The 24,317-nt window shown below is 62.4% G+C and carries 20 protein-coding genes; 7 read left to right on the top strand and 13 right to left on the bottom strand.

Annotated features, from left to right (window positions below):
• Positions 1 to 199: 199 nt before the first annotated feature.
• The 12 genes from AB4Y42_RS08390 to AB4Y42_RS08335 all read right to left on the bottom strand — a co-directional run bounded on the left by AB4Y42_RS08390 (position 200) and on the right by AB4Y42_RS08335 (position 14,771).
• The gene (locus AB4Y42_RS08390; RefSeq protein ID WP_368693910.1) at positions 200 to 1,315 is read right to left on the bottom strand and encodes a GlxA family transcriptional regulator; all 1,116 of its coding nucleotides are present in this window, start codon (positions 1,313 to 1,315) and stop codon (positions 200 to 202) included.
• A 76-nt stretch (positions 1,316 to 1,391) separates the two neighbouring features.
• Entirely contained in the window at positions 1,392 to 2,393 is a 1,002-nt protein-coding gene (locus tag AB4Y42_RS08385) for a LysR substrate-binding domain-containing protein (protein WP_368691319.1), read from the bottom strand.
• Positions 2,394 to 2,565: 172 nt separating this feature from the next.
• A complete protein-coding gene (locus AB4Y42_RS08380) occupies positions 2,566 to 3,336 on the bottom strand; it encodes a pyrroline-5-carboxylate reductase (protein WP_368693992.1) in 771 nt (256 codons plus the stop codon).
• Between the two features lie 92 nt (positions 3,337 to 3,428).
• Positions 3,429 to 4,922 (bottom strand): aldehyde dehydrogenase, encoded by a 1,494-nt coding sequence (locus tag AB4Y42_RS08375; RefSeq protein ID WP_368693909.1) that lies wholly within the window; start codon positions 4,920 to 4,922, stop codon positions 3,429 to 3,431.
• Positions 4,923 to 4,939: 17 nt separating this feature from the next.
• Positions 4,940 to 6,271 (bottom strand): NAD(P)/FAD-dependent oxidoreductase, encoded by a 1,332-nt coding sequence (locus tag AB4Y42_RS08370; RefSeq protein WP_368693908.1) that lies wholly within the window; start codon positions 6,269 to 6,271, stop codon positions 4,940 to 4,942.
• A gap of 9 nt (positions 6,272 to 6,280) precedes the next feature.
• Positions 6,281 to 7,168, bottom strand: a complete 888-nt coding sequence (locus tag AB4Y42_RS08365; protein ID WP_368691322.1) for a dihydrodipicolinate synthase family protein — start codon at positions 7,166 to 7,168, stop codon at positions 6,281 to 6,283.
• Positions 7,169 to 7,239: 71 nt separating this feature from the next.
• On the bottom strand, positions 7,240 to 8,535 hold the full coding sequence (gene glyA / locus AB4Y42_RS08360) for a serine hydroxymethyltransferase (protein ID WP_368693907.1): 1,296 nt from the start codon (positions 8,533 to 8,535) through the stop codon (positions 7,240 to 7,242).
• A 102-nt stretch (positions 8,536 to 8,637) separates the two neighbouring features.
• A complete protein-coding gene (locus tag AB4Y42_RS08355) occupies positions 8,638 to 9,519 on the bottom strand; it encodes a glycine betaine ABC transporter substrate-binding protein (protein WP_321924185.1) in 882 nt (293 codons plus the stop codon).
• A gap of 80 nt (positions 9,520 to 9,599) precedes the next feature.
• A complete protein-coding gene (locus AB4Y42_RS08350) occupies positions 9,600 to 10,481 on the bottom strand; it encodes a proline/glycine betaine ABC transporter permease (RefSeq protein ID WP_028203873.1) in 882 nt (293 codons plus the stop codon).
• Positions 10,478 to 11,767 carry a glycine betaine/L-proline ABC transporter ATP-binding protein gene (locus AB4Y42_RS08345; protein WP_368691324.1) on the bottom strand — a complete coding sequence of 430 codons (1,290 nt, stop codon included), beginning with the start codon at positions 11,765 to 11,767 and terminating at the stop codon, positions 10,478 to 10,480. The genes AB4Y42_RS08350 and AB4Y42_RS08345 overlap by 4 nt, the downstream gene beginning before the upstream one ends.
• Positions 11,768 to 12,358: 591 nt before the next feature.
• The gene (locus tag AB4Y42_RS08340) at positions 12,359 to 13,504 is read right to left on the bottom strand and encodes a 2Fe-2S iron-sulfur cluster-binding protein (protein WP_368693906.1); all 1,146 of its coding nucleotides are present in this window, start codon (positions 13,502 to 13,504) and stop codon (positions 12,359 to 12,361) included.
• Between the two features lie 7 nt (positions 13,505 to 13,511).
• On the bottom strand, positions 13,512 to 14,771 hold the full coding sequence (locus AB4Y42_RS08335) for an SRPBCC family protein (protein ID WP_368693905.1): 1,260 nt from the start codon (positions 14,769 to 14,771) through the stop codon (positions 13,512 to 13,514).
• Positions 14,772 to 15,038: 267 nt separating this feature from the next.
• On the opposite strand from AB4Y42_RS08335, the gene AB4Y42_RS08330 reads away from it, so the two are divergent.
• Entirely contained in the window at positions 15,039 to 15,965 is a 927-nt protein-coding gene (locus tag AB4Y42_RS08330) for a LysR substrate-binding domain-containing protein (RefSeq protein ID WP_368693904.1), read from the top strand.
• A gap of 37 nt (positions 15,966 to 16,002) precedes the next feature.
• Entirely contained in the window at positions 16,003 to 16,593 is a 591-nt protein-coding gene (locus tag AB4Y42_RS08325) for a dimethylsulfoniopropionate lyase (protein WP_368691328.1), read from the top strand.
• A 28-nt stretch (positions 16,594 to 16,621) separates the two neighbouring features.
• Here the strand turns inward: AB4Y42_RS08325 and arcD are convergent, their stop codons facing one another.
• Entirely contained in the window at positions 16,622 to 18,085 is a 1,464-nt protein-coding gene (gene arcD, locus AB4Y42_RS08320; RefSeq protein WP_368693903.1) for an arginine-ornithine antiporter, read from the bottom strand.
• Between the two features lie 186 nt (positions 18,086 to 18,271).
• On the opposite strand from arcD, the gene AB4Y42_RS08315 reads away from it, so the two are divergent.
• The 5 genes from AB4Y42_RS08315 to AB4Y42_RS08295 all read left to right on the top strand — a co-directional run bounded on the left by AB4Y42_RS08315 (position 18,272) and on the right by AB4Y42_RS08295 (position 24,315).
• On the top strand, positions 18,272 to 18,739 hold the full coding sequence (locus tag AB4Y42_RS08315) for a YaiI/YqxD family protein (protein WP_368693902.1): 468 nt from the start codon (positions 18,272 to 18,274) through the stop codon (positions 18,737 to 18,739).
• A 497-nt stretch (positions 18,740 to 19,236) separates the two neighbouring features.
• Positions 19,237 to 20,592 (top strand): lysine N(6)-hydroxylase/L-ornithine N(5)-oxygenase family protein, encoded by a 1,356-nt coding sequence (locus tag AB4Y42_RS08310; protein WP_368693901.1) that lies wholly within the window; start codon positions 19,237 to 19,239, stop codon positions 20,590 to 20,592.
• Positions 20,589 to 21,812, top strand: coding sequence for an MFS transporter (locus AB4Y42_RS08305; protein WP_368693900.1), 1,224 nt, complete (start codon positions 20,589 to 20,591; stop codon positions 21,810 to 21,812). Before AB4Y42_RS08310 ends, AB4Y42_RS08305 begins: the two co-directional genes overlap by 4 nt.
• Positions 21,802 to 22,401, top strand: a complete 600-nt coding sequence (locus AB4Y42_RS08300; protein ID WP_368693899.1) for a GNAT family N-acetyltransferase — start codon at positions 21,802 to 21,804, stop codon at positions 22,399 to 22,401. Before AB4Y42_RS08305 ends, AB4Y42_RS08300 begins: the two co-directional genes overlap by 11 nt.
• A gap of 48 nt (positions 22,402 to 22,449) precedes the next feature.
• Positions 22,450 to 24,315 carry an IucA/IucC family siderophore biosynthesis protein gene (locus AB4Y42_RS08295; RefSeq protein ID WP_368693991.1) on the top strand — a complete coding sequence of 622 codons (1,866 nt, stop codon included), beginning with the start codon at positions 22,450 to 22,452 and terminating at the stop codon, positions 24,313 to 24,315.
• Positions 24,316 to 24,317 lie beyond the last annotated feature (2 nt).

Here is a 24,317-nt window from a genome sequence, read left to right as displayed (position 1 = left end):
TGGTCGTATGTAAATTTTCTGATTGATTAAATGCGTAGTTAACCTAAGTATTTTGGTCGATGAATGTCTCCTTTTCTTGTCATCAATCTATGGCCCGACGAGGAAGCGGTGCGCGGAGTATTGGAGCAACACCGCAGGCTGTCAACGTGATTTATTTTCCTTTTCGGATGACTTTAGATTATGCGACCTTCCAGCACGTCTACCGCAATCGATTCGATTCGCCTCGTAGTTGCCGAGCTGGTGCATCGACATATTCGACAGGCAACGGCGTATCCGGCTCCGACGTGCCCAGCAGCGCCTCATGGGCATTCGGCAGGCGCGTCGTGCGATATTCGTTGGGCGACTCGCCAAACTCCTTGCGGAACTCACGGCCAAGATGCGAGGCATCGGAGAAGCCGCAGGACGAAGCGATATCCGCAACCGTGCGGTCCGAACTCGTCAACAGCCACGACGCCATGCGTATGCGAATCTGCCTCGCGTACGCGCCCGGCGATTTGCCGGTTTCCGTCGTGAACAGGCGCTCGAGTTGTCGAACCGAAACATCGAGCCGATGCGCCAGATCCGGCAGACTCAGCGGCTGGCCAACGTGTTGCTCCATCAGCAAGATTGCGCGCCTGACCTTGGGATGCGTGGCCGGCTCGAGCCCTGGCGGATGCGGTTGCGGCGCGTTGCCCTTCTGCGCATCGTCCACGAGCAGAATGCGCAGCGCCTTGCGCACGATCGTGGCCTCGACGTGGCGCAGCAGAATCGCGGCGGCAACGTCGATCGACGCACGGCCGCCGGAACACGTAATGCGCCTTCTGTCGATCACGAAGAGCCGGTCGGCAACGAGGTCACGCTCATCGACATGCGGAAATCGCTCGACGAAATCCCAGTAGTGGAACCAGCTCACGCAAATTCGATAGCCGCTCATCACGCCGGCCCTTGCGAGTGCGAAGGCCCCCGTGCAGAGCCCCACGAGCGTGGCCGGCGTTTCGGCCATCGCGCGAATGAAGGAAAGCGTGGCGTCGCTGGCCGGCGGTCCCGAATGCAGCAGTCCGCCGACGATCACGACATAGTCGAACGCCTCGGCCTCATCGAAGGTCGTCCACGGGGTGATCTGGATGCCGCAGCTGGCGCGAACCGGAACGAGATTTTCGCCGACGAGGGTCCACGAGCACCGTACCGGGCGGCTCATGTCGCCTTCGTCGCTCGCGAGCCTGAGCAGGTCGACGAAGCCGGAGAACGCGGTCAACGTGAAGTTGGGCAATAGCACGATCCCGAAACGCAGCCGCCTCGCGGCCGTGCCTTCGCTGTCAATCGCGTGGTGAACCATGAAGACCGCCTCTGTCAATGCATTCCAAACAATCGATACGGTCGAAATCCGTTGCCCGTTGATCAGCCTGTAACCGTTAGCCGGTGACTGCAACGCCGGCGTCGAGCCAGTCGCGCATCATCGCACCGGCCTCTTCGCTGAGCCAGTTCCGAAACTGCAGATACTCGGTGCGAGGCCGCGCATTCCGGTGCGTGATCAGATAGTGGTAGCGGTCTCTAAACACAAGCGCATCCGGAACAGGCCGTATCAGGCGTCCCTGCTCGACCTGAAGATGGAGCAGATGATGCCAGCCCAGCAGCGTCCCTTCTCCGGCTTCCGCCTGCGCGACGAGGAGTCGGTAGTCGTTGCTCTCGAGGTTGCGGTTTTCGGCCAGCATGTCCGTGCCGTCGCCCTGCTGGAACCAGTTGCGCCACACGCGCCAATCCACGTGTTCGCACACCTGCGCACGCCCGAGCAACGAGAGATTCAAGGTGGGTTCGGAAAGCAGGTCGAGCGGTTTGAGTTTCCTGCCGCGAAAATACCGGTCGTAAAACGTCGGGCTGCAAACCGGATAAACGACATCATGAAACAGCGGCTCGACCTCGTATTCCGGCTCGCGCGGCGGATTCTTCGTGATGATGATGTCGGGCTCCATGAGTTCGTCCAGCTCCATGAAGTGCTCGGTGACCATCACATGCAGCCGGATATCCGGAAAGCGCGCGCGAAACGCCGGCAGGCGCTGCGACAACCACAGGGCCGAGAACGTATGCGAGACGCAAATGGTCAATGCGTGCCGATCCGTGCGCCGCACCGCCTCCGCCGCCTCGGCGATATTCATGATCGAGAGATACGACGCGTTATAGAGAATGCGTCCAGCATCGGTCAGCGCGATATGCCGGCCGGTGCGCTCGAACAGCGCGACATCGAGCGAGTCTTCGAGCTCCTTGATTTGTCTGCTGATTGCGGCCTGCGTGACGCAGAGCACCTCAGCCGCCTGGGTGAAGCTCTCGTATCTCGCTGCCGTCACGAAGCAACGGAGTGCACGGAGCGACGGCATCTGCGCGAGGAGTCTGTCTGCGAATAGCTGCTTCTTTAACATGGCTTGCGCTCTTTAAACGGGTGCTCGCATGACGCGATCAGGCGCGCCACGAACCAGAAAGGGATTCGGATGAGAATAGTGTGCGAGTCCGTTTGCCCGGTGGCAAGTAAGGTGTTCCATAATAAGGGTCTTATAAATGATGCAGCATCGCCCTTCTACTGTGTCGCCTGGCTTACGTCCCGCCGACGACCCGCTTCAATACCCTGTCGAGCGCCTCTTCATAGTGCGTGTAGGTGCCGCGCTCCGTGAGTTCGGCGTGCAATTGCGCGTTGAGGCCACCCGGCGTCATGCAGTGCTCCGCCAGCGACGAAAAGGATTGCGCCGTGAGCGTCGTGTCGTGCGCCAGACCCACGCAATAGCCGGACAGGAACGCCCTTGCGTCGCCATACGGAACGCCTTGCCGAACGAGCCAGTCCGCCTGACTCTCCAGCACCGCATAGAAGCTCGCCATCGTCGCAGTCACCGCGGAGATGGCGTTGAACTTCAGCTCGTCTTCGACTTCGACGGCCTCACCCATGGCAGAGAACAGCGCTTTCGCAATCGCATCCGGCGGGCAGATCGCCGTGCTGCCTTTGCCTTGTGCAACGGCGGGCAATGGAATGGTCCGCACGACCTTGGTGGCCGGGCGAACGAGGCTCGCCATCCTGTCGACTGACATCGCGGCGACGAAGCTGATCACGTGGTGGCGCGCATCGAACTTCAACTCGCCGAGCACATCGGCTGCGATTTGCGGCACGACGGCGAGACACACGATGTCCGACGCGTCGAGCACGTCCTGATTGTCCGTGCCAATGCGGATCCGGTCGTCGAGTGCCGCCAGTTCGGCAGCCGTTGGTTCGCCGCGCGGAGAAAGCGTGATCCGCTCGAATGGCAGGCCCGAGCGCAGCAACCCGGTCACCACGGCCTTTGTGATTGCACCCGTTCCAACGAATCCGATGCGCATTAGCATGCAAGTCCTGTTCGGGTGTGGCGCAAGCCCGCCACGGAATGCGAGCGGGGCCTGACGGCCCGCTCGCGCGCGTTACCGCTGCCAGTTCAGGCGAGCTTCAGCCAGGTCGTCTTCAGCTCGCAATACTGGTCGTGTGCGTAGACCGACTTGTCGCGGCCGCCGAAGCCCGATTGCTTGAAGCCGCCGAACGGCGTCGCAAGGTCGCCCTCGCCGAAGCAGTTTACCGTGACCGTGCCCGCACGGATACGCGCCGCAACCTTATGCGCGCTGTTCACGTTATCGGTCCACAGCGAAGCCGCCAGTCCGTAGCAGGTGTCGTTCGCGATGCGGATGGCATCTTCCACGTCTTCGTATTCGATGAAGCACACGACCGGCCCGAACACCTCTTCGCGCGCGATGGCCATATCCGGCGTGACCTGATCGAAGATCGTGGGCTCGACGAACCATCCACCGGTCTCGGTCAGCGCGGCACGGCCGCCGCAAATCATGCGCGCGCCCTGCTCCTTCGCTTTCTCGATGTGCGCCAGCACCTTCTCGTAGTGCTTTTGCTCGATCAGCGCGCCGAGCTTCGCGTCCGGGTCGAGCGGATCACCCGTCCTCCAGCCCGCGAGAACGGCCTGAACTTTCTCGACCAGTTCCGCCCGCTTGCTCGAAGGAACCAGGATCCGCGAGCCGGCGCTGCAGTTCTCTCCCATGTTCCAGAACGCGGCGGCGACGGCCTGTTCGGCGACCGCATCGAGATTCGCGACATCGGGAAGAATCACCTGCGGATTCTTGCCGCCGCATTCGAGCACCACACGCTTGAGGTTGGTATCCGCGGAATAGTGCAGAAAGCGCTTGCCGGTCGCGGTCGAGCCGGTGAACGCGACGAGATCGACATCGGGATGGCGGCCCAGCGCCTGCCCCGCGCTATCGCCGAAACCCGTGACGACGCTGAACACGCCCGCGGGCACCCCGGCCTCGAGCGCGAGATCCGCGATGCGCAGCGTCGAGAGCGACGTTTGCTCCGCGGGCTTCACGACCATGCTATTGCCAACCGACAAAGCGGGACCGATCTTCCAGGCCAGCATCAGCGCGGGGAAGTTCCAGGGCAGGACCGCGCCCACCACGCCAATCGGCTCACGCGTAATCATGCTGACGACATCCGCGCCCGAAGGCGAGAGCGCGTCGTAGCGCTTGTCAGTCACTTCGGCATGCCAACGAATGCAGGCTGCCGACTCGGGAATATCCAGCGCGAGGCATTCACTGATCGGCTTGCCCGCCTCCAGTGCTTCGAGCAGCGCCAGTTCGTCCGCATGCTCGTCGATCAGTTGCGCGAGGCGAAGCAGGACCGCCTTGCGATGCGCCGGCGCAGCCTTCGACCACACGCCCGATTCGAATGCATGGCGGGCGGCGGCGACCGCGTGATCCACATCCTTTTCATCGCATTTCGCCACTTGCGCCAGCACCTTGCCCGACGCGGGGTTGAGCGTGGCGAACGTTTCTCCCGACACCGCTCCACACCGCTCTCCGGCGATGAATGGCCGCCCGTCGAGCGCCAGTTCGGCGGCTTTCTGCTTCCATTGCTGATGCGTCGTCATCTCGTGTCCTTGGTTAGTTAAAGCTCGGCCCCAGCCGACATTTCCTTTGCCCAGATCGTCGCCGACACCGCCATGTCCACGATGGGCCGAACCGGCAGCGAGCGCGGATGGGGCTGATTCAGAAGCTGGTGGACAAGCTCGTTGTTCTGGCCAAGCGCGTATTCGGCGATCAGCTTGCCTGACGACGATCCTCTGCTCAGCCCGAGCCCGTTGCATCCCACCGCTTCCAGAATTCCATCGTCGCGGCGGCCGAACAACGCGCCGTTGTTCGCTGAGAGACACAGTGGACCACCCCACGTGTATTCCAGCTCGACGCCCTCGAGCATGGGGAATCGACGGTCGAACGAGCGCTGATGCAGCGTTTTAGCCTTCGCGAGATCGGCTTCGGACACCTGCAGCCCTGGTCTGAACGCGAAATGGTTGCGCACGCAGATACGGTCCGTAGCAAGACGGCGCACGGTCGTGCCCATGGGGTCCGCCGGGATCAGCGCCCACGACCGCGTTCCGCCCAGCTTCTCGACCTCGCCGGCATTCATGACGCGAGTCATCGATGCAAAGGTGTAGACAGGCAGCAAGCCATTGGGATGGATGCCGAACGTCGCCGCATAAGCGTTCGTGCAGAGAATCACCTGTTTGGCGACGATCTTTCCTCTGGCGAAATGCAGGACCTTTTCGTTGCCGCGGTGCTCGATTTCGGTGACTGCACTCAGCTCGTAGACCGTGACGTTCTCCGGCTGCGTGGCCGCGAGTCCGCGCATGAGCCCAGCCGGCTGCACCGTGCTGCAGCCCGGCGTAAAGAGCGCCCCTTGATAAAAGTCCGTGCCCGTTACCTTGCGGATGGCCGCCTGATCGAGCCATTCGAAAGCTTCGTCGATGCGCGTCAGGCCCTGCGCAAAATGCGAGAGCGCGTCGAGCCCCTTCTTGTTGACCGAGGCGTGAAATTTCCCGTCGTCGCGCCAATCGCAATCGATCTTGTGTTGCCGTACGATCGAGCGCACATAGTCGATGCCGTGCCGCTGGAACCGCACGTCGGCCTTGTCCTCCGCCACGCTGCGCGAATAGCTTTCACTGCTGATGTCGTGCGGCAAATCGACGAAGAATCCGGAATTGCGTCCGGCCGTCGTGCGCCCGATGCGATCGGCCTCGACGAGCGCGATCGACGCATCGGGCGCCAGTTCGGCAAGCCGGCGAGCCGCGCACAGCCCGGTGATGCCGCCGCCCACGACGACCCAGTCGTATCGATGCTCCAACGTCACGCTTCTGGCAGGCCCCGCCGGCGGGAGACTCTCCCACCACCCGTTGACGCCGTCCGGCGCAGGAAACCTCGCGAATTCCAGGTTCGAGACCATTTTCAGTGATTACTGGGTGTTGCGAATAAGCGGTTTCACAAGCTGCGCAAACGCGCTGCGCTCCTCCTGCGTGAGCGCGCCGAGCGGTGCACGCGCCCCCCCAACCGGCAGCCCCGCCAGTTCGCAGCCGTAGCGCACGTACTGGATGAATTTTCCGCTGCGCTCGAGCAGTTCGAGCACCGGCAGCAATTGCGCCATCAGCTTGCGGCCCAACACGAAATCGTTCTGTTTGACGCACGCGTCGAACAGCGCCGTGTGCGCTTCCGGCAGGAAGTTGGAGGCGCCGCCTACCCAGCTCTTCGCGCCCCACGCGAAGAATTCGAGCGCCTGGTCGTCCATGCCGCAGCTGACCACCAGCCGGTCCTTGAAGTGCGTGACGAGATGGTGCAGATGCGAAATATCGCCGGTGCTCTCCTTCATGGCGATGAAGTTCGGACGCTCGAGCAGCGTTGCCAGCACGCCATCGCTGATTTCCGTTCCCGTGCGGGCCGGAAAGTTGTACAGCATGATCGGCATGTCGAGCGCGTCGTCCACCTTCAGCATGTGGCTGAGCAGTTCTTCCTGCGTGGGCTGCGCGTAGTACGGCGCGGCAACCAGCAGCGCCGGTAGCCCTGCACGCTTCGCCTCGAGGCCCAGGCGTATCACTTCCTTCGTCGTGGTCGCGTTGATGCCCGCGGTCAGATACGTCTTTCCACCCGCCGCCTCGGCAACGGTGTTGAAAGTCTTGACGCGTTCCTCGAAGCTCAACGCGTAATATTCGCCCGTGGTGCCGCCGATCCCGAGTCCCGATACGCGGCCCGCGAGATTCGCTGCGTGCTTGCCGAGCAAGGCATGGTCGATTTCACCGTCTTCCTTGAACGGAGTGACCAGCGGAGTATGTACGCCCTCGAAGCTCATTTCGATTCCTCTCTTCAGTAATCTTCAAACAGATAAACGGGTCTTCACTGCATTCGCACTGAGCGGCTGGCCTATGCCAGGGCGTCGGCGTGCGAATAAATCGGAAACTGGTTGCACAGATCCCGCACGCGGCTACGCACGGCGCGCTCGACGTGGTCGTCGCCGCCCGGCTCGCGCTCGAGGCCCGCCAGCACTTCGAGAATCATTTCGCCGATCTGCTCGAATTGAGCGGTGCCGAATCCGCGCGTCGTACCGGCCGGCGTGCCGAGCCGGATGCCGGAAGTCACGGTCGGGTTTTCCGTGTCGAACGGAATGCCGTTCTTGTTGCAGGTGATGCCCGCGCGCTCGAGGGCTTTCTCGGCCTGCGTGCCCGTAATGTGTTTGGCACGCAGATCGACGAGCAGCAGATGGTTGTCGGTGCCGCCCGTAACGAGCGAGAGCCCGCCCGATTGCAGCACGTTGCCGAGCGCGTCGGCATTACGCAGCACGCGGTCGATATAGCCCGCGAACTCAGGACGCAGTGCTTCGCCGAACGCCACCGCCTTGCCCGCGATGACATGCATGAGCGGACCGCCCTGCAAGCCGGGGAACACGGCGGAATTGATCTTCCTGGCGAGGTCGCCGTTGTTGGTCAGGATGAAGCCGCCACGCGGGCCGCGCAGCGTCTTGTGCGTGGTCGACGTCACCACGTCCGCGTACTTGATCGGGTTTTCATGGCGGCCGGCCGCGACGATGCCGGCGATATGCGCCATGTCGACCATCAGCAGCGCGCCAACGCTATCCGCGATTTCACGGAACGCCGCAAAGTCGAGCGCGCGCGGATACGCCGAGTAGCCCGCAATGATGAGCTTCGGCCGGTGCTCCTGCGCGAGCCGCCGCACGGCGTCGTAGTCGATGCGATACGTTTGCGGGCTCACACCATACTGCACGGCGTTGAACCACTTGCCGGAGAGCGCCGGCCGCGCGCCATGCGTGAGGTGGCCGCCCGCGTCCAGCGACATCCCCATCACCGTGTCGCCCGGCTTGACCAGCGCGAGCATCACTGCGCCGTTCGCCTGCGCGCCGGAATGCGGCTGCACGTTGGCGTACTCGGCGTCGAACAGCGCCTTCACGCGGTCGATCGCGAGCGCCTCGATGCGGTCCACGTGCTCGCAGCCGCCGTAATAGCGCTTCGACGGATAACCCTCGGCATACTTGTTGGTCAGCACCGTTCCTTGCGCTTCCATCACCGCCGCCGAAACAATGTTCTCGGAAGCGATCAATTCGATCTGCGTTTGTTGCCGGCGCAATTCGAGCGCGATCTCCGATGCAATGACCGGGTCACGGCTCTGGAGCGTTTCAGAAAAGAAGCACGAGTATTCGCTCACAGGTCACTCCAGGAAGTAATCGTGTCAAGCAGGCCCTGATGGAACATGAAAATGGTTGGGGGCAGCGGGCCTTTCCTGCCCCCGTGAATACGAACCTTCTGGTTACTGCTGCAGCCAGGCCTTCAGCTTGTCCGGGTGCGCGTCGACGAACTTCTTCGCGGCGGTCGCATAGTCGTTCGTGCTGTTGCCTTCGAGTTCGATGGCTTCGACGTCAGCCAGCGTCAGCTTGAAATGCTTGAAGAACACGTCGGCGCGGGGAAACTTGGTGGCGAACTGTTTGGACGCGAATGCGTGGACCTGTTCTTCGCCGCCCAGCGTGCCCTTGGGGTCCTTCAGGTAGCGCATCTGCCACTTCTGCCAGAGCCAGTGCGGGCTCCAGACCGTGGCGACGACCCACTGCTTCGTTTGATACGCGCGCGACACGGCAGCGAGCATCCCGGCTTCGCTCGACGACTGCAGGTTGTAGCCATTCAGGTCGTAGGCCTGAACCGACTTTTGGGAGGCCTGCATCAGGCCCGAGCCCGGACCAATGCCCTGGATCGTGCCGTCGAGCTTGCTTTTGACGTCCGGCTTGTTGAGGTCCGAAATCGACGACACTTCCGACTCCGGCACGTAGGCGGGCACGGCCCAGCCGTTGCGGCCACCCGTGTAAATGACGCCGACATCATCCAGATCGTTCTTGTACTTCGCGTAGTACACAGCGTGCGTCACCGGCAGCCAGCCGCCCACCATGATGTCGAGGTCGCCGCGCGCCACGCCCTGGAACTGAATGCCGATGTCCGCATTGACGAACTTGACCGGCTGATTCAGTTTCGTTTCGAGCACGTACTTGGCGACGTTGGCCGTGGCGAGCACGTCGGCCCAGTCGGTGATCGCCAGCTTGATCGGCTCCGCCGCTACCGCAGACCCGACGCCGACACTCATGGCGACGACCGTCGATAGCGCCAGCTTCGTCACGAGTGATTTGAAAGTATCGCTAATCATGTTAGTACTCCGGATTTATATTGAAACTACCCATTCGCAGCGGATGACCTGCCTGCGATTTCAGGCAGGCATCCGGCTAGTCAGCTATGCGCCGCTTCGGTGGTGCCAGCTTTGCCCACCTTCGTGACGGGCCTCCTCTTCTTCGATTTCACGCCGAACGTCTCCGTCAGGCGGTCCAGCACGATGGCCAGCAGCACGACGCCGAGGCCACCTTCGAAGCCGATGCCGATGTCGAGCCGCTGGATGCCGCTCAACACATATTCGCCGAGGCCGCCTGCGCCGATCATCGAAGCAATCACGACCATCGAAAGCGACATCATGATGGTCTGGTTCACGCCGGCCATGATGGACGGCAAGGCATTCGGCAGCTGGATCTTCCAGAGCAGCTGCGCGTCGGTGCTGCCGAACGAGCGGCCCGCTTCCAGCAATTCCTCGCGAACCTGGCGGATGCCGAGCGTCGTAAGCCGCACCACGGGCGGCATGGCGAACACGACGGTGGCGATCACGGCAGGCACGCGGCCGAGGCCGAACAGGATCACGGCGGGAATCAGATAGACGAACGCCGGCATGGTCTGCATGAAATCGAGCAGCGAACGCAGAATCAGTTCGACCCGCTTGTTGCGCGCGCCCCAGATGCCGAGCGGCACGCCGACGATGAGGCTGAACACCGTCGCGGCGACGACAAGGGCCAGCGTCGCGACCGTTTGCGGCCACAGCCCCATGTAGTGAATCAGCAGCAGCGCGATGCCGACGAACACCGCGAAGGCGATGCCGCGGCGCCACAATGCAAACGCCACGAGAAAGACGAGCATCGCGACGAAGGGAATCGCCCCAAGGCCGTCTTCGAGCAGCTTGACGACTGCACCGAGCGCCGCGGAAAACGCATTGAATCCGCCCTGGAAGTGATTGAAAAGAAAATTGACGGCGTTCTCTGCGAACTTGCCGATGACTGACGAATTCATGCTGCCCTCCGCTCCATAACCTGTTTGAGTATCGTCCGGCACGACACGACGCCCGCGAGCTTGCCTGCCGCGTCCGTCACCGGCACGTCGTGTTGCTGGCTCAGGGCGATCGCGGAGAGTTCGTGCAGGTCGGTGTCCAGCGAGACCGTGCTCAAGTCCTTGAGCAACGCTTCGCGCAGCGGTTGGGCACCCGCCTTGTGCAGCGAAGCGGGCGTGACGCAACCCTGGTAGCGGCCGGCTGGATCGCACACGTAACCGCATTCGGCGCCGCTATCGATCAGTTGATTGAGGTAACGCTCAGCGGGCGCACCGACGTCGCCGGAAATCAGTCCGCGCTCGACGCGGGTCAGCAGGCTCTCGGCCTTGAGGAAACGCGAGACGTCGACGTGACGGAAGAAGTCCCGCACATAGTCGTCCGCCGGAGACTGGATCAGTTCGGCGGGCGTGCCGACCTGAATCAGGCAGCCGTCCTTCATGATGCCGATCCGGCCGCCAATCTTGATGGCCTCTTCGATATCGTGCGAAATGAAGACGATGGTGCGCTGCTCCTCCTTCTGGAGCCGCAGCAGCTCGCTCTGCATTTCGAAGCGGATCAGCGGATCGAGCGCGGAGAAGGCTTCATCCATCAGCAGCACGGCAGGATTGACCGCCAGGGCGCGCGCAAGACCGACCCGCTGCTGCATGCCGCCCGAGAGCTCGCTGGGCAGCAGCTTTTCGTATGAGCCGAGTCCCACGCGCTGCAGCGCCGCACGGGCGATTTCATAGCGCTCGGACTTCTTCATGCCCGCCACTTCCAGGCCATACGAGATGTTGTCGAGCACCGAGCGGTTCGGCAGCAGCGCGAACGACTGGAACACCATCGCCATCTTCTTGCGGCGCACTTCGCGCAGTTCGGGCGTGGACATCGGCGCAATGTCACGGCCTTCGAGAACGACCTGGCCGGAGGTCGGCTCGATCAGGCGATTGAGCAGCCGCACGAGCGTCGACTTGCCGGAGCCCGAGAGTCCCATGATGACGAAGATCTCGCCGGCCTTCACGTTGAGGCTGACGTCGTTGACCGCCACCATGTTGCCGGTGCGCTTGAAGACCTCATCGCGTCCCAGGCCCTGCTTGACCAGTTGCGCGGCAACCTCGGGCTTCGGGCCGAAGATCTTCGACAGGTTCTTGACCGTCAGGATGTCGGTTCCTGATATGGCAATGGGCCGCGCCACCGAAGGCGTACCCGCTGTGTTGATTGCGCCTGGCGGCAACGTGTCGCCCGGTGCGAACGTCAGATGAGGGGCCATTTGTCATCCCAACTGGCTGGTTCAAAAAATTGGCGCTGGCGAACTCCGGTACGACCTGAAGTGCTAGCGTGGCGATTCAGCTGGCATCCCGACTTCGAATCCAATACGTCGGCGGTTTCGGTTCTGGGCGCGGCCGTTGATGCAGTGATTGCAGCGTAGCAATCCAATTTGTCCCCTCCAGCTACATTTTTTCGGCCCTTTCCCATACCTTTGGTAATGCGTGCGAGGCGCCAGGTGAGCAATGAAACGTTTAGCGAAAAGGCGAACGGCGCGCAGATCGTATATAGGTGGGGGCTTTGCGGGCAATTGAGTGGTGGGAATGGCCGCGTTTGGCCAATCTTCGGGAAGCGGCGCGCGCCGCATAGGACAAGGGAAAGTCCTGGGGAGCATTCAGTCAGGGAAAATACCAGGGAAATGCGAGAAAAATGCGAGTAAATGGGAGAAACGACGGGGAATTGGGCGAAAGTCCAGACGACAAAAAAAAATTGCCCCGGCGCGCCCCGCAACGCATTGCGGGCCACGACGGGGCATCGGTGCATTTCAATTCAGGCTGAACGGCTTGCCGAAGCCATTCAGACCATAGTCGCCCTGCTACAAATCGAGTACCAGGTTCGAAGTCGGGCGGCTGCAGCACATTAACCGCATCCCCTTCTCGATTTCGCGCGGACGGATGCCGCCGTTGTGCTTCATGTCCACGGAGCCTTCGAGCACCTTCGTCTTGCAGGTCCCGCATATGCCCTGGCTGCATGACGACGGCAAGGGCACACCGGCCTTGCGCGCGGCGGCGAGCACGGTCTGCGAGGCGTCCATCGTGAACGAGCGGCCCGAGCGCGCCAGTTGCACCGTAAAGCCGGCCTGCGCGGCCGGCTCGGCGCTGGCCTCGGCGACCGGCGCCTCAGCGCACTCCACGGTCTCCGCGAAGTTGAAGCTTTCCTGATGATAGCGGGCGGGGTCATGGCCGCCATCCGCCAGCATCTTTCTGGAAGCGTCCATATAACCACCGGGTCCACAGATGAACACCTCGCGCTCGCGGTAGTCCGGCACATGCTCCATCAACAGATCCAGGCTGAGTCGCCCCGCGGGCCCCGACCAGTCCGGTTCGCTCCCGAGCGCCTCGCAGACGTGAACCACGCGCAGTTTGTCCGAGAGCGCGCACAAGTTCGAAAGCTCGTTGCGAAAGATGATGTCTTCCGGCGTCCTTGCGCTATGAATGAACACGATGTCGCGGTTCAACCCCAGGTCGAGCGCCGCGCGCGTCATCGACATCAACGGCGTCACGCCCGATCCCGCCGAAAGATAGAGACTCTTGGCAGCCGGTCCCGAAGACGGCGTGAAGACCCCCGACGGCCCGAAGGCCTGCAGCTCGACGCCCTCTCTCATGTTCTCGTGCAGCCAGTTCGACATGACGCCGCCCGGCGTGCGCTTGACCGTAATGGAAAGCGTATAGGGACGCGTGGGCGGCGAGGAGATCGTATAGCAACGGCTGACCTCCTTGCCGTCGATTTCGGCGGACACGGTAATGAACTGCCCCGGCTCGAAGCTAAAGTGGCCCTCCCGCGTGCTGAACACGAAGGTCCGCACGTCGCGCGTCTCGGCGCACACGCGCATGCACGTCAGCGTGCGCTGTTCGTGGCTTGGCCACTGCGCGTCTGCGCGTTCCCACGTGCTCGCACTGCAAAAACGATCAAGCATTTCCTGCCCCTGCTGGATGAAACATGAATCTGCGGCTACGTTCATGGCGACCTCAAACTCCGTGTGCCTTCAGCTTCGCGTCGTACCAGCGCGAAAACTGGTCGAGCGCGGCCTCGGTGAAGTTCGAGAAAGGCCCCGGAATATAGGCCGGATCCTGCGTGCCCGCATGCGTGTTGCCGACGAGCTCCGCGTCCTGGGTCGTCGTCGCGACCCACACTTCCGTGAGCTTCTTCAGGTCGTAGTCCACGCCTTCCACCGCGTCCGCATGGACCAGCCAGAGCGTGCGCACGAGCGTCTTGTCCGGCGCGAGCGGCAGGCTGTAGGCAATCACCGCGTGGTCGCTCATCACGTGAGTCCAGGAGTGATGGCCCCACATGTGGACGTCGCCGAGATCGCGGCGCGCGACGCCGCCCAGCAGCTTCGTGCAGGCCACTTTCGTGTCCAGCGTCTGCGATTCGTTTGCGCCCGAGATGACGAGCCGCTGAGTGCGGAAGTTGGTATCGACGCTCTCGTCGAGCGCTTCGACCGTGCCGCAGACATAGCCGTCCCTTTCCCAGTTCTCCAGGCATGCCGCGTTGCGCTTCAGGTAATCGTCGTAGGCCTGCAGCGACGCTTCGCTCTGGCCGTCCGTACAAAAGCCGAAGTCTTCGGCAAGAAACGAGTTCGTCAGCTCCGGGTGCGTGCCCGCGCAGTGGTAGCACTCGCGGTTGTTTTCCATCACGAGCTTCCAGTTGCCGTTTTCGACGATCTCCATTTCATGGGCGATCTTCGTGCGCGTCAGGTCGTACGGCGCGAAGCGCGGCGCCATCACGGCCTCGAGCTTCTCGAAGTCCGCGGGCGGTTCGTCGGCGAGGCAAACGAAAATATGCGCGCCCACTGTCTTCACATGAACCGGAATCAGGCCGTGGCAGCCTGCGTCGAAGTCCTTGCCCATGTGTGTCGAATGCTTGAGGCTGCCGTCCAGATCGTAGGTCCACTGATGGTACGGACACACGAGCATGCCGACACTCGCCTTGCCGGCCTTCTTCATGATGCGCGAGCCACGATGACGGCAAACGTTGCGATACGCCCGCACGTTTTCGTCGTCGTCGCGCACGATGATGACCGATGCACGACCGATATCCACCGTGTGGACATCGCCCGGTTCCGGCACGTCGGCCGTCACGCCAACGAGAATCCAGAGCTTGTGAAAGAACACCTCGACGTCCGTTTCGAACACGTCCTGACGCCCGAACAATTCACCGGGCATGCCGTGTCCTTTCTTGCGGCTATCGATGAGTTCGCGGTGTGTTTGAAATTGAACTTCAGACATGGTGGGCCTCTGGATGAGAACGTTGCGTAGCGTTCGGGACACTGATATGGCGTGAAGTATTGGACCGTCAAAACACACCGTCAACGCGCTTTATAAGCTGCTTCACATTCGTTTAAATCATGCGAAAATGCGCCCGGAATGCGGCGCCCGAAACGGGCCTAGCGGGCCGACTAACCGGGAATGCCGGGCCAGGGTTTCCCCGGTAAAAGAGGTCGTCCATGCAGGCACAAACCCACTTGCCTTACCCGTCGACAGATGTGAAAGCGGATGAAAACCACCAAAGCAACGAAAGGCTATCGTCGGATCGTTCCCTCGCTGACCGCCCTTGTCGAATTCGAGGCCGTGGCGCGTCTCGGGAGTTTCACCTACGCGGCAAGCGAACTGGGTGTCACGCAGTCCGCCGTGAGCCGACAGGTGCGGTTCCTCGAAGAAACGCTCGGCGTGCAGCTCTTTCATCGTCTGCACCGCTCAATTGATCTGACGAGTGAAGGCGAAGCGCTATACGTGGTCGTCGCCGAGTCGATGCAGAAGATCGCAGGCGTGTTCGATCGGCTGGTGACCGGCACCGAGCAAAGAGAACTGGTGCTGGCTTCGACGGCCGCGTTTTCGCAATTCCGGCTCCTGCCGCGGCTCGCGAAGCTGAAGAAGCTCGATCCGCCTTTGCAGCTGCGCTTGTCGACCGACATGTTTACGGCGGACCTTCGGCATGTCGAGGTCGACGTCGCCGTGCGCTATGGAGACGGCAACTGGCCGGACGGCACCTCGACCCTGCTGTTCGATGTCGAAGTCTTTCCCGTCTGCTCGCGGGAGTTCCTGGAGGAATACGGCACGCCGCGCTCGCTCGACGACCTCGCCAGGATGGCGCTCGTGGAGTCGGATGCCACGTCCGAAGGATGGATGGGCTGGAACGAATGGTTTCGCGCCGTGGGGTACCGGCCCGCGCGCCTGAACAAGGTGCTGCGGTGCAGCCTCTACACCGACGCCATTCAGGCCGTGCGCTATGGGCAGGGAATAGCGCTCGGCTGGAACAGGTTGGTCGACGACCTGTTGCGAACGGGAGACCTGGTCCGCATCGACCTCGCGACGTTCCGGCCCAGCGACGCCTACTTCGTCGTGGTGCCTCACGGGCGGACCATCACGCCGGTCATCACGCAACTCATCGAGTGGCTGCGAGGGGACCCGGCGCCGCGCTGACTGCAGGAATCCTATCTACTCAATCACCGGAGCCCCCATGTATCAGCGCCATGAGAACCTCGAGCATTTCATTCGCGTTGCGCGAACGCTGTTTCAGGCGCCAGCGCTGCCGGAGGCTGGCCGCCAGATGGCCGTGAAAGTATTCGAGCGTCTCGAACAGCCGTCCGACGACGGCAAGCGCAACCGCGCACGCTATCCCGCCTGCGATCTCCTCGATGCATCCCTCGCACCACTGCTTGACGACTCAACCAGTCTCGGCGATGCGGCCCGCGCCATCAAAACGCTCGAACCCGCTATCGGCTGGCAGCGGCGAACGTCCGGAGCGAACGGAAGCGAGGACTATGTCGAAAAGCATGTGAACGGCATGATTTGCGGCCCCGGCGGCATGGAGAGCCGATACGACTTGCAACTGGGGTTTTCGCTGCTCGCGCCGCACACGCGATACCCCGATCATCGACATCCCCCTGAAGAAGCCTATGTGTTGCTCAGCGCAGGGGAATTCCGCCAGCGCGACGGCGACTGGTTCGATCCGGGCATCGGCGGCGGCCTCCACAATCCGCCCAACAGCCTGCACGCCATGCGCTCGGGCACCACTCCGCTCCTCGCGCTGTGGTGCCTGCTGGTATGAGCGCGCTTTTCGATTGTCGGCGGCTCAATCAAAGGCTCAGCAGCCCGCGATACAAGCCGTAGCCGGCCACGACCGCGGCAACGAGCACGGCTGCGAATACGAATTTCTCCAGATGCGTAAACACTTGCTGCCCGGCCTCGCGCCTCGCCTTGGCGAACAGGACGACGCTCGGCGCATAAAGCAGTGACGAAAGGAGAAGGTATTTCACGCCCCCGGCATAAAGCAGCCAGACCGCGTAGAGCACAGAAACCGCAGCAATCAGAAAATCCCTGCGGCGTTCCTTTTGCGACAGTTCATAAGTCTCGCCGCGAATGGCGAGCAGCAACGCGTAGCTCGCCGACCAGAAGTAAGGCACGAGAATCATCGAGGTGGCGAGATAGATGAGCGAGAGGTACGTGCCTTTCGACACCAGCGTGATGAGCAGAAACAGCTGCACCATGCCGTTGGTCAGCCATAACGCGTTGGCCGGGACCTGCCTCGCGTTTTCCTTGCGCAGGAACGCGGGCATCGTGCGGTCGCGCGCGGCCGAGAACAGAATCTCCGCACACAGCATGACCCACGAAAGCAGCGCGCCGGCCAGGGAAATGGCGAGCCCCACGCTCACCAGCACCACGCCCCAGTGTCCGATAACGTGTTCGAGCACGCCTGCCATCGAGGGATTCTTCAGCCCGGCGAGTTGCGGCTGCGTCATGATGCCGAGCGCCAGCACGTTGACGAGCACCAGCACGAGAAGCACGACGAAAAATCCGATCACCGTGGCCTTGCCGACGCTCTTGCGGTCCGCGGCGCGCGCCGAAAAAACGGTCGCCCCCTCTATGCCGACGAACACCCACACCGTGACGAGCATCATGTTGCGGACCTGATCGAGCACACCGCCCAGCGCCGGATTCGAGCGCGCCCAGATATCGGCCGAGAAAATATGCAGGCGAAACGCGAGGAGGCAGATGAGAATGAACAGGACGAGCGGAACGATCTTCGCAATCGTCGTGATCTGATTGATGAAACTCGCTTCTTTTATGCCGCGCAGCACCAGGAAATGCACGCTCCATAGCAGCAGCGAGGAGCAGGCGATTGCGGGTAACGTATTGCCTTCGCCGAAGACGGGGAAAAAATAGCCGAGCGTACTGAATAGCAGCACGTAGTAGCCGACATTGCCGAGCCACGCGCTGATCCAGTAGCCCCAGGCCGAGGCGAAGCCCATGTAATTGCCGAATCCGGCCTTGGCGTACGCGTAGACGCCGCCATCGAGATTCGGCTTGCGGTTCGCGAGTGTCTGAAATACCAGCGCAAGCGTCAGCATGCCGAAGGCCGTAATGACCCAGCCGATCAGCACAGCGCCCACACCGGCGGAAGCGGCCATATTCTGCGGCAACGAGAAGATGCCGCCGCCGATCATCGAGCCCACGACGAGGGCAACGAGCGCGCCCAGCCGCAGCCCGTTTGTGCCCCTGTGTTCCCCGGCGGCATCGAACCCGTGGGTGGCGTCGCTCATATCCGCTCCGTCTTCGCAGTGTCAGGTCGGGGTATCCGGCTCCATTGCGAAATCAATGTTGGCAGGTATGCAGGCAAATGCAAGGAAAACGCAGTGCAACCGGAAACGACAGGAAACGTCGGGCCATGCGCGGCGCATCGCCGGCATTGCGATATGATCGCGCTTTACTGTGCCGGGATTCCCTACATGCAAGTGCTGGTCGACGCTGACGCCTGCCCCGCCGTCATCAAGGACATGTTGTTTCGGGCCGCGCGGCGTGCCGAGGTCACGGTGACGCTGGTGGCAAACCAATATCTGCGCACACCGCCGTCGCCCTTCATCAAGTCGATTCAGGTGCCGGCGGGATTCGACGCGGCTGACGCCCGCATTGTCGAACTCGTCGAACCGGGCGACCTCGTGATTACCGCCGACATTCCGCTTGCCGCCGCGGTGCTCGAAAAGAACGCGCAGGCGCTCGATCCGCGCGGCAACTGGTTCACGCGCGAAAATATTCAGGAACGGCTCACGATGCGCGACGTGATGGATCAATTGCGCAATGCGGGCATCGAAACGGGCGGACCAGCCCCGTTCAGCGCGCGTGACAGCAAGGCGTTCGCCGGCCAGCTCGATCGATTTCTCGCGCGGCATAGCCCGCCGCCGCGCAAGACCGAGTGATGGCGGAAGCGATGAGACGTTTGGGATCATCGCGTCATGGATGCCCCTGTGCCGTGGCCCCGCACGCGCGAATCGCGCGCGATTAGAGCCGAAATTCTCCCTGCGCGCCGCTAACCCCTGCGAAGTGCAGGGTTTTTGTCAGGTGATTTGACGCCAAAAATGAGGCGGCGCGACCGCGAACCCCGCTGGTTCCCGAAAGTCGCCGATCCCCCGCCCGCCCCGGCGCAGCCGGACTTTGCCGCCGATTGCCCCTGCCCGTCTTGATGCGTATTGGGCAGGCACGATAGTTCGGCATCCTCATTGCCCTGCGTTTCGCTCTTGCCATTGGGCGGCGTCTTTCCTATGATCCTCAAACGCGAATCACTCTCATTCGCATCGAAATACCATACGCCCGCGCAAACGGTTGCGCGGTTGCGCCTCGTGAATCTTTTCGCCGTCTTCGTCCTTCGATGAGGTAACCCGACATGGTCCTTTCCGCTCCAGGTGAAAGTTCAATCATGAGTAGAACTAATGTCAAGCCAGGTCCGCCCTCGCCCGTGCTCGACTTCGTGGCGATCGGCCTCGGGCCGTTCAATCTGAGTCTCGCCTGCCTGGCCGAGCCGATCCGCGATCTGCGCGGCCTCTTCCTCGAGCGCAACGAGGATTTCGACTGGCACCCGGGCATGCTGATCGACGACACCACGCTGCAAAATCCGTTTCTGGCCGACCTCGTGAGCCTCGCGGATCCCCAAAGCAAGTTCAGCTTCCTCAATTACTGCAAGCAGGAAGGCAAGCTCTATGCGTATTACATCCGCGAGCGCTTTTATCTGAGCCGCGCCGAATACAACCGCTACTGCAAATGGGCCATCGGCCAGCTGTCGAGCATCGCGTTCGGCTCGAGTGTGGAGCATGTCGAATACGACGCGCAGCAAGGGCATTACGTGGTGCGCGGGCGGCACGTGCGCACCGGCCAGCGGTTCATGCATCGCGCCGCGCGCCTCGTGATCGGCGTGGGTTCCGTGCCGCAATTGCCGCCGTGCTGCGGCGAGCTGCGCGAGCGCTGCATCCATAGCGCGCATTACGTGGCGCGCAAAGCCGAGCTGCAGCAAAAGCGCTCGATCGCCGTGATCGGCAGCGGCCAGAGCGCAGCCGAGATCTTCTACGACCTGCTCAAGGAAAGCGACGAGCACGACTACACGCTCACGTGGATCACGCGTTCGCCGCGGTTTTTCCAGATGGAGAACACGAAGCTCACGCTGGAAATGATCTCGCCCGACTATATCGACTACTTCTACAACCTGCCGGACGGCGTGCGCGAAAACATCATCGCCAAGCAGGACAGTCTCTACAAAGGCGTGAACGCCTCGCTCATCAACCAGATTTACGACCTGCTCGACGACCGCCGCAGCCGCGGCAGCAACCGTGCGCGTCTCATCACCAATTCCGAGCTGAGCGCCTGTCATCACGACCGCATCGAAGATCGCTTTCACCTGCGCTTCTTGCAGCGCGACGAGGGCGTGCAGTACACCCATGTCACGGACGGCGCCATCTTCGCGACCGGCTATGGGCAGAATGTGCCCGGCTTCATCGACGGCATTCGCGCTCGCATCCGCTGGGACGACAAGGGGCGCTACCGGCTCTCGCGCAACTATGCGATCGACGTGAGCGGGCGCGAGGTTTTCGTGCAGAACGCGGGGCTCTACAGCCACGGCCTGACCAACCCCGACCTCGGCATGAGCTGCTATCGCAACTCCTGCATTCTGCGCGAGCTGACCGGTGTGGAGCACTACAAGATCGAGCGGCGCATCGCGCTGCAAGACTTCTCGGTGCCCGACACGGAAGCGTTCGTGAAGATGCCGCTGGAGGCGCAATGAAGCTGCGCAGCACGATCATCCTGATGACGACCTTCGCCGTCGTCAGCGATGCGATCCTGATTCCGTTCTACCCGCAGTTCTTCGCCGCGCGCTATGGCGTGACGAGCCCCGTGCATGCGGGCGCTTACGTGGCGTTCATCTCCATTGTCGTGATGCTCACGCTGCCGCTCTGGGCGCGCATTGCGAAGCGCCTCGACGCCATGCATCTGCTCGTCTATACGCAGTGCGCCGCGGGCGTGCTGTCGGTCGCGAGCTATTTCGCGGCGACGGTGCCGCTCTTCTGGGTGCTCTCGCTCGCGATGTTCATGTGCAAAAGCAGCTATCTGCTGATGTACCCGTACATGATGCGGCTCGAAGCGAAAGAATCGCATGCGCATACCATCGGCGTGCTGTCGGTGGTGGTGCACTTCGGCGCGATTGCGGGCGCGGTGGCGGGCGGCTTCGTCATGCAGGTCTGGGACGCGCATCACTGCATCTTCGCGATGGCCGCCGGCGACTTCGTGCAGATGGCGATCTGCCTTGCGCTGATCCGCACGCATGGCATTGCGCGACGCTGCCGGTTCGCGGGCGTTGCCGATGAGGCGCCAGTCAAGCGAGGACTGCGTGCGCGCATGCCGATCCTGCGACTCGCGCTGCTCATGCTCGCGTTCGACTTCTGCGTGTATCTCATCCGGCCGTTCATGGCGTCGTACTGGCAAGCGGTCACCGACGCGCCCGGCGAGCTGGTTCCAGGGCTCGTGTTCGCCATTCCGGGCATGGTCGCGCTCGTCGCGCTGCGCCTGAACAAGCGCCTCGCCATGCAGGGCAAGCGCGTGCCCGACCACATGCTCGCGAACCTGCTGCTGTGCACCGCCGGCATGCTGCTGCAAGGCGTGGAGGCGCCGCTATGGATCGTCGTGGGCCGCGTGATGTTCGGCTGGGCGCTGTTCCAGATCGTCGTGAAGCTCGACGTGACGATGTTCGCACTGAGCACGCCCGCCTCGTATGCCGCCGATTACAGCGTCATCAACTGCTTCCAGAACCTCGGCGTGCTGCTCGCCTCGTTCGCGGCCGGTGCCATTGTCGACGAAGCGGGCTTGCGTGCGCCGTTCTTCGTGGCTTCCGTAGGCCTCGTTTTCACTGCGCTCGTGAGCGTCTGGCTGCTCGCCCGGCCGCGCGCCGAGGACGCCGCCCTTTCCAACCCGATTGCCGAAACAGGAGTCACCGCCCATGCGAACTGAAATCGCTGCCGACGAAATCGCGTTGCGTCATGTCCCGCCTGCACGCATGGCCAGAGCCGAGGCCTTTCACATCCGCCCGCTCGACGCGCAACGCGACGCACCCACGCTGCATCGATGGTTCATCGAAGAACGCGCCGCGTTCTGGAACATGCGCGACAAGAGCGTGGCAGACGTGGCCGCTTTCTATCAGGCGATCGAAGACTCCGGGCACGCGCGCGCCTGGCTCGGCTTGCAGGATGACGTACCCGCCTTCCTGTTCGAAAGCTACGAACCGGCTCACGAAGAGATCGGCGAGCACTACGATGTGTGCGCCGGCGACCTCGGCATGCATCTGTTCGTCGGGCCCGCTGCCCGGCGTACATCGGGCTATTCGCGCCATGTGTTCGAAACGCTCATGGCGTTCCTGTTCGAGCGCCTTGGCGCGCAACGCGTCGTCGTCGAGCCGGATGCGCGCAACGCACGCATCCACGCGCTGAATCGCGCGATGGGCTTCGTGTATACGAAGGACGTCACGTTTCGCGAGAAAACCGCCTCGCTCGCGTTCTGCACACGAGCCGATTTTTACGCTGCCATTACGCAGGATCACTAAATTCCATAAGGACATCGCAACATGAATCATTTCGCAACCCAGGCTTCCATGCAACACGTTCTCCTCACGCCCCACGAGGCTACCGGGCACCTCACACCCGAGGTCTGGCAGCGCGCGAACCGCATGCTGGTGCGCAAGGCCATTGCCGAGTATGCGCACGAACTGATCGTCGAACCGCAGCGCGTGGGCGATGCGCCCGGCGAGCGCTACGCGCGCTATGCGCTCGAATCCGACGACGGCACCCGCGTCTACACGTTCGAGGCGCGTCTGCTCGCACTGCGCCACTGGAGCATTCGCCCCGAAACCATGGTGTGCTCGCAGGACGGCGCGCCGCAACCGCTCGACGCGCTCGCCTTCATCCTCGATGTGAAAGCTCGCCTTGGCATCAAGGAGGAGATGCTGCCCATTTACCTCGACGAAATCAGCAGCACGCTGTACGGCGCGGCCTACAAAGCCGTGAAAGACGGCCCGGATACGGCCGAACTCCTCGACGCCGACTTTCAGGCGATCGAAACCGCGATGAGCGAGGGCCATCCCGGCTTCGTCGCCAACAACGGCAGGCTCGGTTTCGACGCGGGCGACTATCGCGCGTTCGCGCCCGAGGCGGGCTCGCCGCTCCAGATCGTCTGGCTCGCCGTGCACAAGGAGAACGCTGCGTTCCACAGCGCCGCCGACCTCGACTACGAACAGCTGATGGAAGAAGAACTGGGCGGGGAGACCGTCGCGCGCTTTCGCTCGATGGTCGAAGCGCACGGCGTGGACTTTGCCGACTATCGGCTGATGCCGGCGCACCCGTGGCAGTGGTTCAACAAACTTTCGATTGCGTTTGCGAGCTATGTCGCGACCAACCGCATCGTCTGCCTCGGCTTCGGCGAGGACCGCTATCAGGCCCAGCAGTCGATCCGCACGTTCTTCAATCTCTCGGACCGTTCGAAGCGCTATGTGAAGACGTCGCTCTCGATTCTCAACATGGGTTTCATGCGCGGACTCTCGCCGTACTACATGTCGGGCACGCCCGCCATCAACGACTTCATCAAGGGCCTCGTGGCGAGCGATCCGTATCTGCAGGACCATGGGTTCACCATCCTGCGCGAAGTCGCGTCCATCGGCTTTCGCAATCGCTATTACGAAGCGGCCGTCCAGGTGGACAGCCCCTACAAGAAGATGTTTTCGGCGCTCTGGCGCGAGAATCCGCTCAGTCTCGCGGGAGACGGCCAGCGGCTCATGACCATGGCCGCGCTGCTGCATACGGACCGCCATGGCGCAGCGCTGCTGCCGGCGCTGATCGAGGCTTCGGGGCTCACGGCGCAAGCCTGGCTCGAGCGCTACATGGAGGCATATCTCGCGCCCCTCGTCCATTGCTTCTACGCACACGATCTCGTGTTCATGCCGCACGGCGAAAATCTCATCCTCGTGCTTGAAAACCATGTGCCCGTGCGCGCGATCATGAAGGACATTGCGGAAGAATCTGCCATCCTCAACAAGGATGCGCAGCTTCCGGAAAACGTCAAGCGCCTCGCCGTGGACGTGCCCGAGCGCGTCAAGCTGCTCGCGATCTTCATCGACGTGTTCGATGGCTTCTTCCGCTACATGAATCAGGTACTCGTCGAGCACGGCTGCTGCACGGAAGACGTCTTCTGGGACACGGTGGCGCGCTGCGTTGCACGCTATCAGGACGAGCACCCGCAACTCGCGCGCAAATACGCCGAATACGACCTCTTCGCGCCCGAGTTCCTGCACTCGTGCCTGAACCGTCTGCAACTCGGCAACAACCTGCAGATGGTCAATCTCGCCGATCCCGCGGGCAATCTGAAGATGGCGGGCAATCTGCAGAACCCGCTGGCGGGCAGGCGCGGTGCGCCGCGAGACGCCGCGCAAGCGACTGGCATGAGCGCCGAAGCGGTCGCGGCATAAGC

The organism is Paraburkholderia sp. EG286B (assembly GCF_040965655.1).
Lineage (GTDB): Bacteria > Pseudomonadota > Gammaproteobacteria > Burkholderiales > Burkholderiaceae > Paraburkholderia.
The sequence above is the reverse complement of the archived record's forward strand: the minus strand, read 5'-3'. Positions and strand labels throughout refer to the sequence as shown.

Coding starts and splice junctions, on each gene's coding strand:
- arcD (WP_368693903.1), bottom strand. CDS start 18,085: ATGAGCGACGCCACCCACGGGTTCGATGCCGCCGGGGAACACAGGGGC.
- AB4Y42_RS08300 (WP_368693899.1), top strand. CDS start 21,802: ATGCGAACTGAAATCGCTGCCGACGAAATCGCGTTGCGTCATGTCCCG.
- AB4Y42_RS08340 (WP_368693906.1), bottom strand. CDS start 13,504: ATGAACGTAGCCGCAGATTCATGTTTCATCCAGCAGGGGCAGGAAATG.
- AB4Y42_RS08385 (WP_368691319.1), bottom strand. CDS start 2,393: ATGTTAAAGAAGCAGCTATTCGCAGACAGACTCCTCGCGCAGATGCCG.
- AB4Y42_RS08335 (WP_368693905.1), bottom strand. CDS start 14,771: ATGTCTGAAGTTCAATTTCAAACACACCGCGAACTCATCGATAGCCGC.
- AB4Y42_RS08315 (WP_368693902.1), top strand. CDS start 18,272: ATGCAAGTGCTGGTCGACGCTGACGCCTGCCCCGCCGTCATCAAGGAC.
- AB4Y42_RS08350 (WP_028203873.1), bottom strand. CDS start 10,481: ATGAATTCGTCAGTCATCGGCAAGTTCGCAGAGAACGCCGTCAATTTT.
- AB4Y42_RS08370 (WP_368693908.1), bottom strand. CDS start 6,271: ATGGTCTCGAACCTGGAATTCGCGAGGTTTCCTGCGCCGGACGGCGTC.
- AB4Y42_RS08390 (WP_368693910.1), bottom strand. CDS start 1,315: ATGGTTCACCACGCGATTGACAGCGAAGGCACGGCCGCGAGGCGGCTG.
- AB4Y42_RS08325 (WP_368691328.1), top strand. CDS start 16,003: ATGTATCAGCGCCATGAGAACCTCGAGCATTTCATTCGCGTTGCGCGA.
- AB4Y42_RS08295 (WP_368693991.1), top strand. CDS start 22,450: ATGCAACACGTTCTCCTCACGCCCCACGAGGCTACCGGGCACCTCACA.
- AB4Y42_RS08305 (WP_368693900.1), top strand. CDS start 20,589: ATGAAGCTGCGCAGCACGATCATCCTGATGACGACCTTCGCCGTCGTC.
- AB4Y42_RS08355 (WP_321924185.1), bottom strand. CDS start 9,519: ATGATTAGCGATACTTTCAAATCACTCGTGACGAAGCTGGCGCTATCG.
- AB4Y42_RS08310 (WP_368693901.1), top strand. CDS start 19,237: ATGAGTAGAACTAATGTCAAGCCAGGTCCGCCCTCGCCCGTGCTCGAC.
- AB4Y42_RS08330 (WP_368693904.1), top strand. CDS start 15,039: ATGAAAACCACCAAAGCAACGAAAGGCTATCGTCGGATCGTTCCCTCG.
- AB4Y42_RS08365 (WP_368691322.1), bottom strand. CDS start 7,168: ATGAGCTTCGAGGGCGTACATACTCCGCTGGTCACTCCGTTCAAGGAA.
- AB4Y42_RS08345 (WP_368691324.1), bottom strand. CDS start 11,767: ATGGCCCCTCATCTGACGTTCGCACCGGGCGACACGTTGCCGCCAGGC.
- AB4Y42_RS08375 (WP_368693909.1), bottom strand. CDS start 4,922: ATGACGACGCATCAGCAATGGAAGCAGAAAGCCGCCGAACTGGCGCTC.
- AB4Y42_RS08380 (WP_368693992.1), bottom strand. CDS start 3,336: ATGCGCATCGGATTCGTTGGAACGGGTGCAATCACAAAGGCCGTGGTG.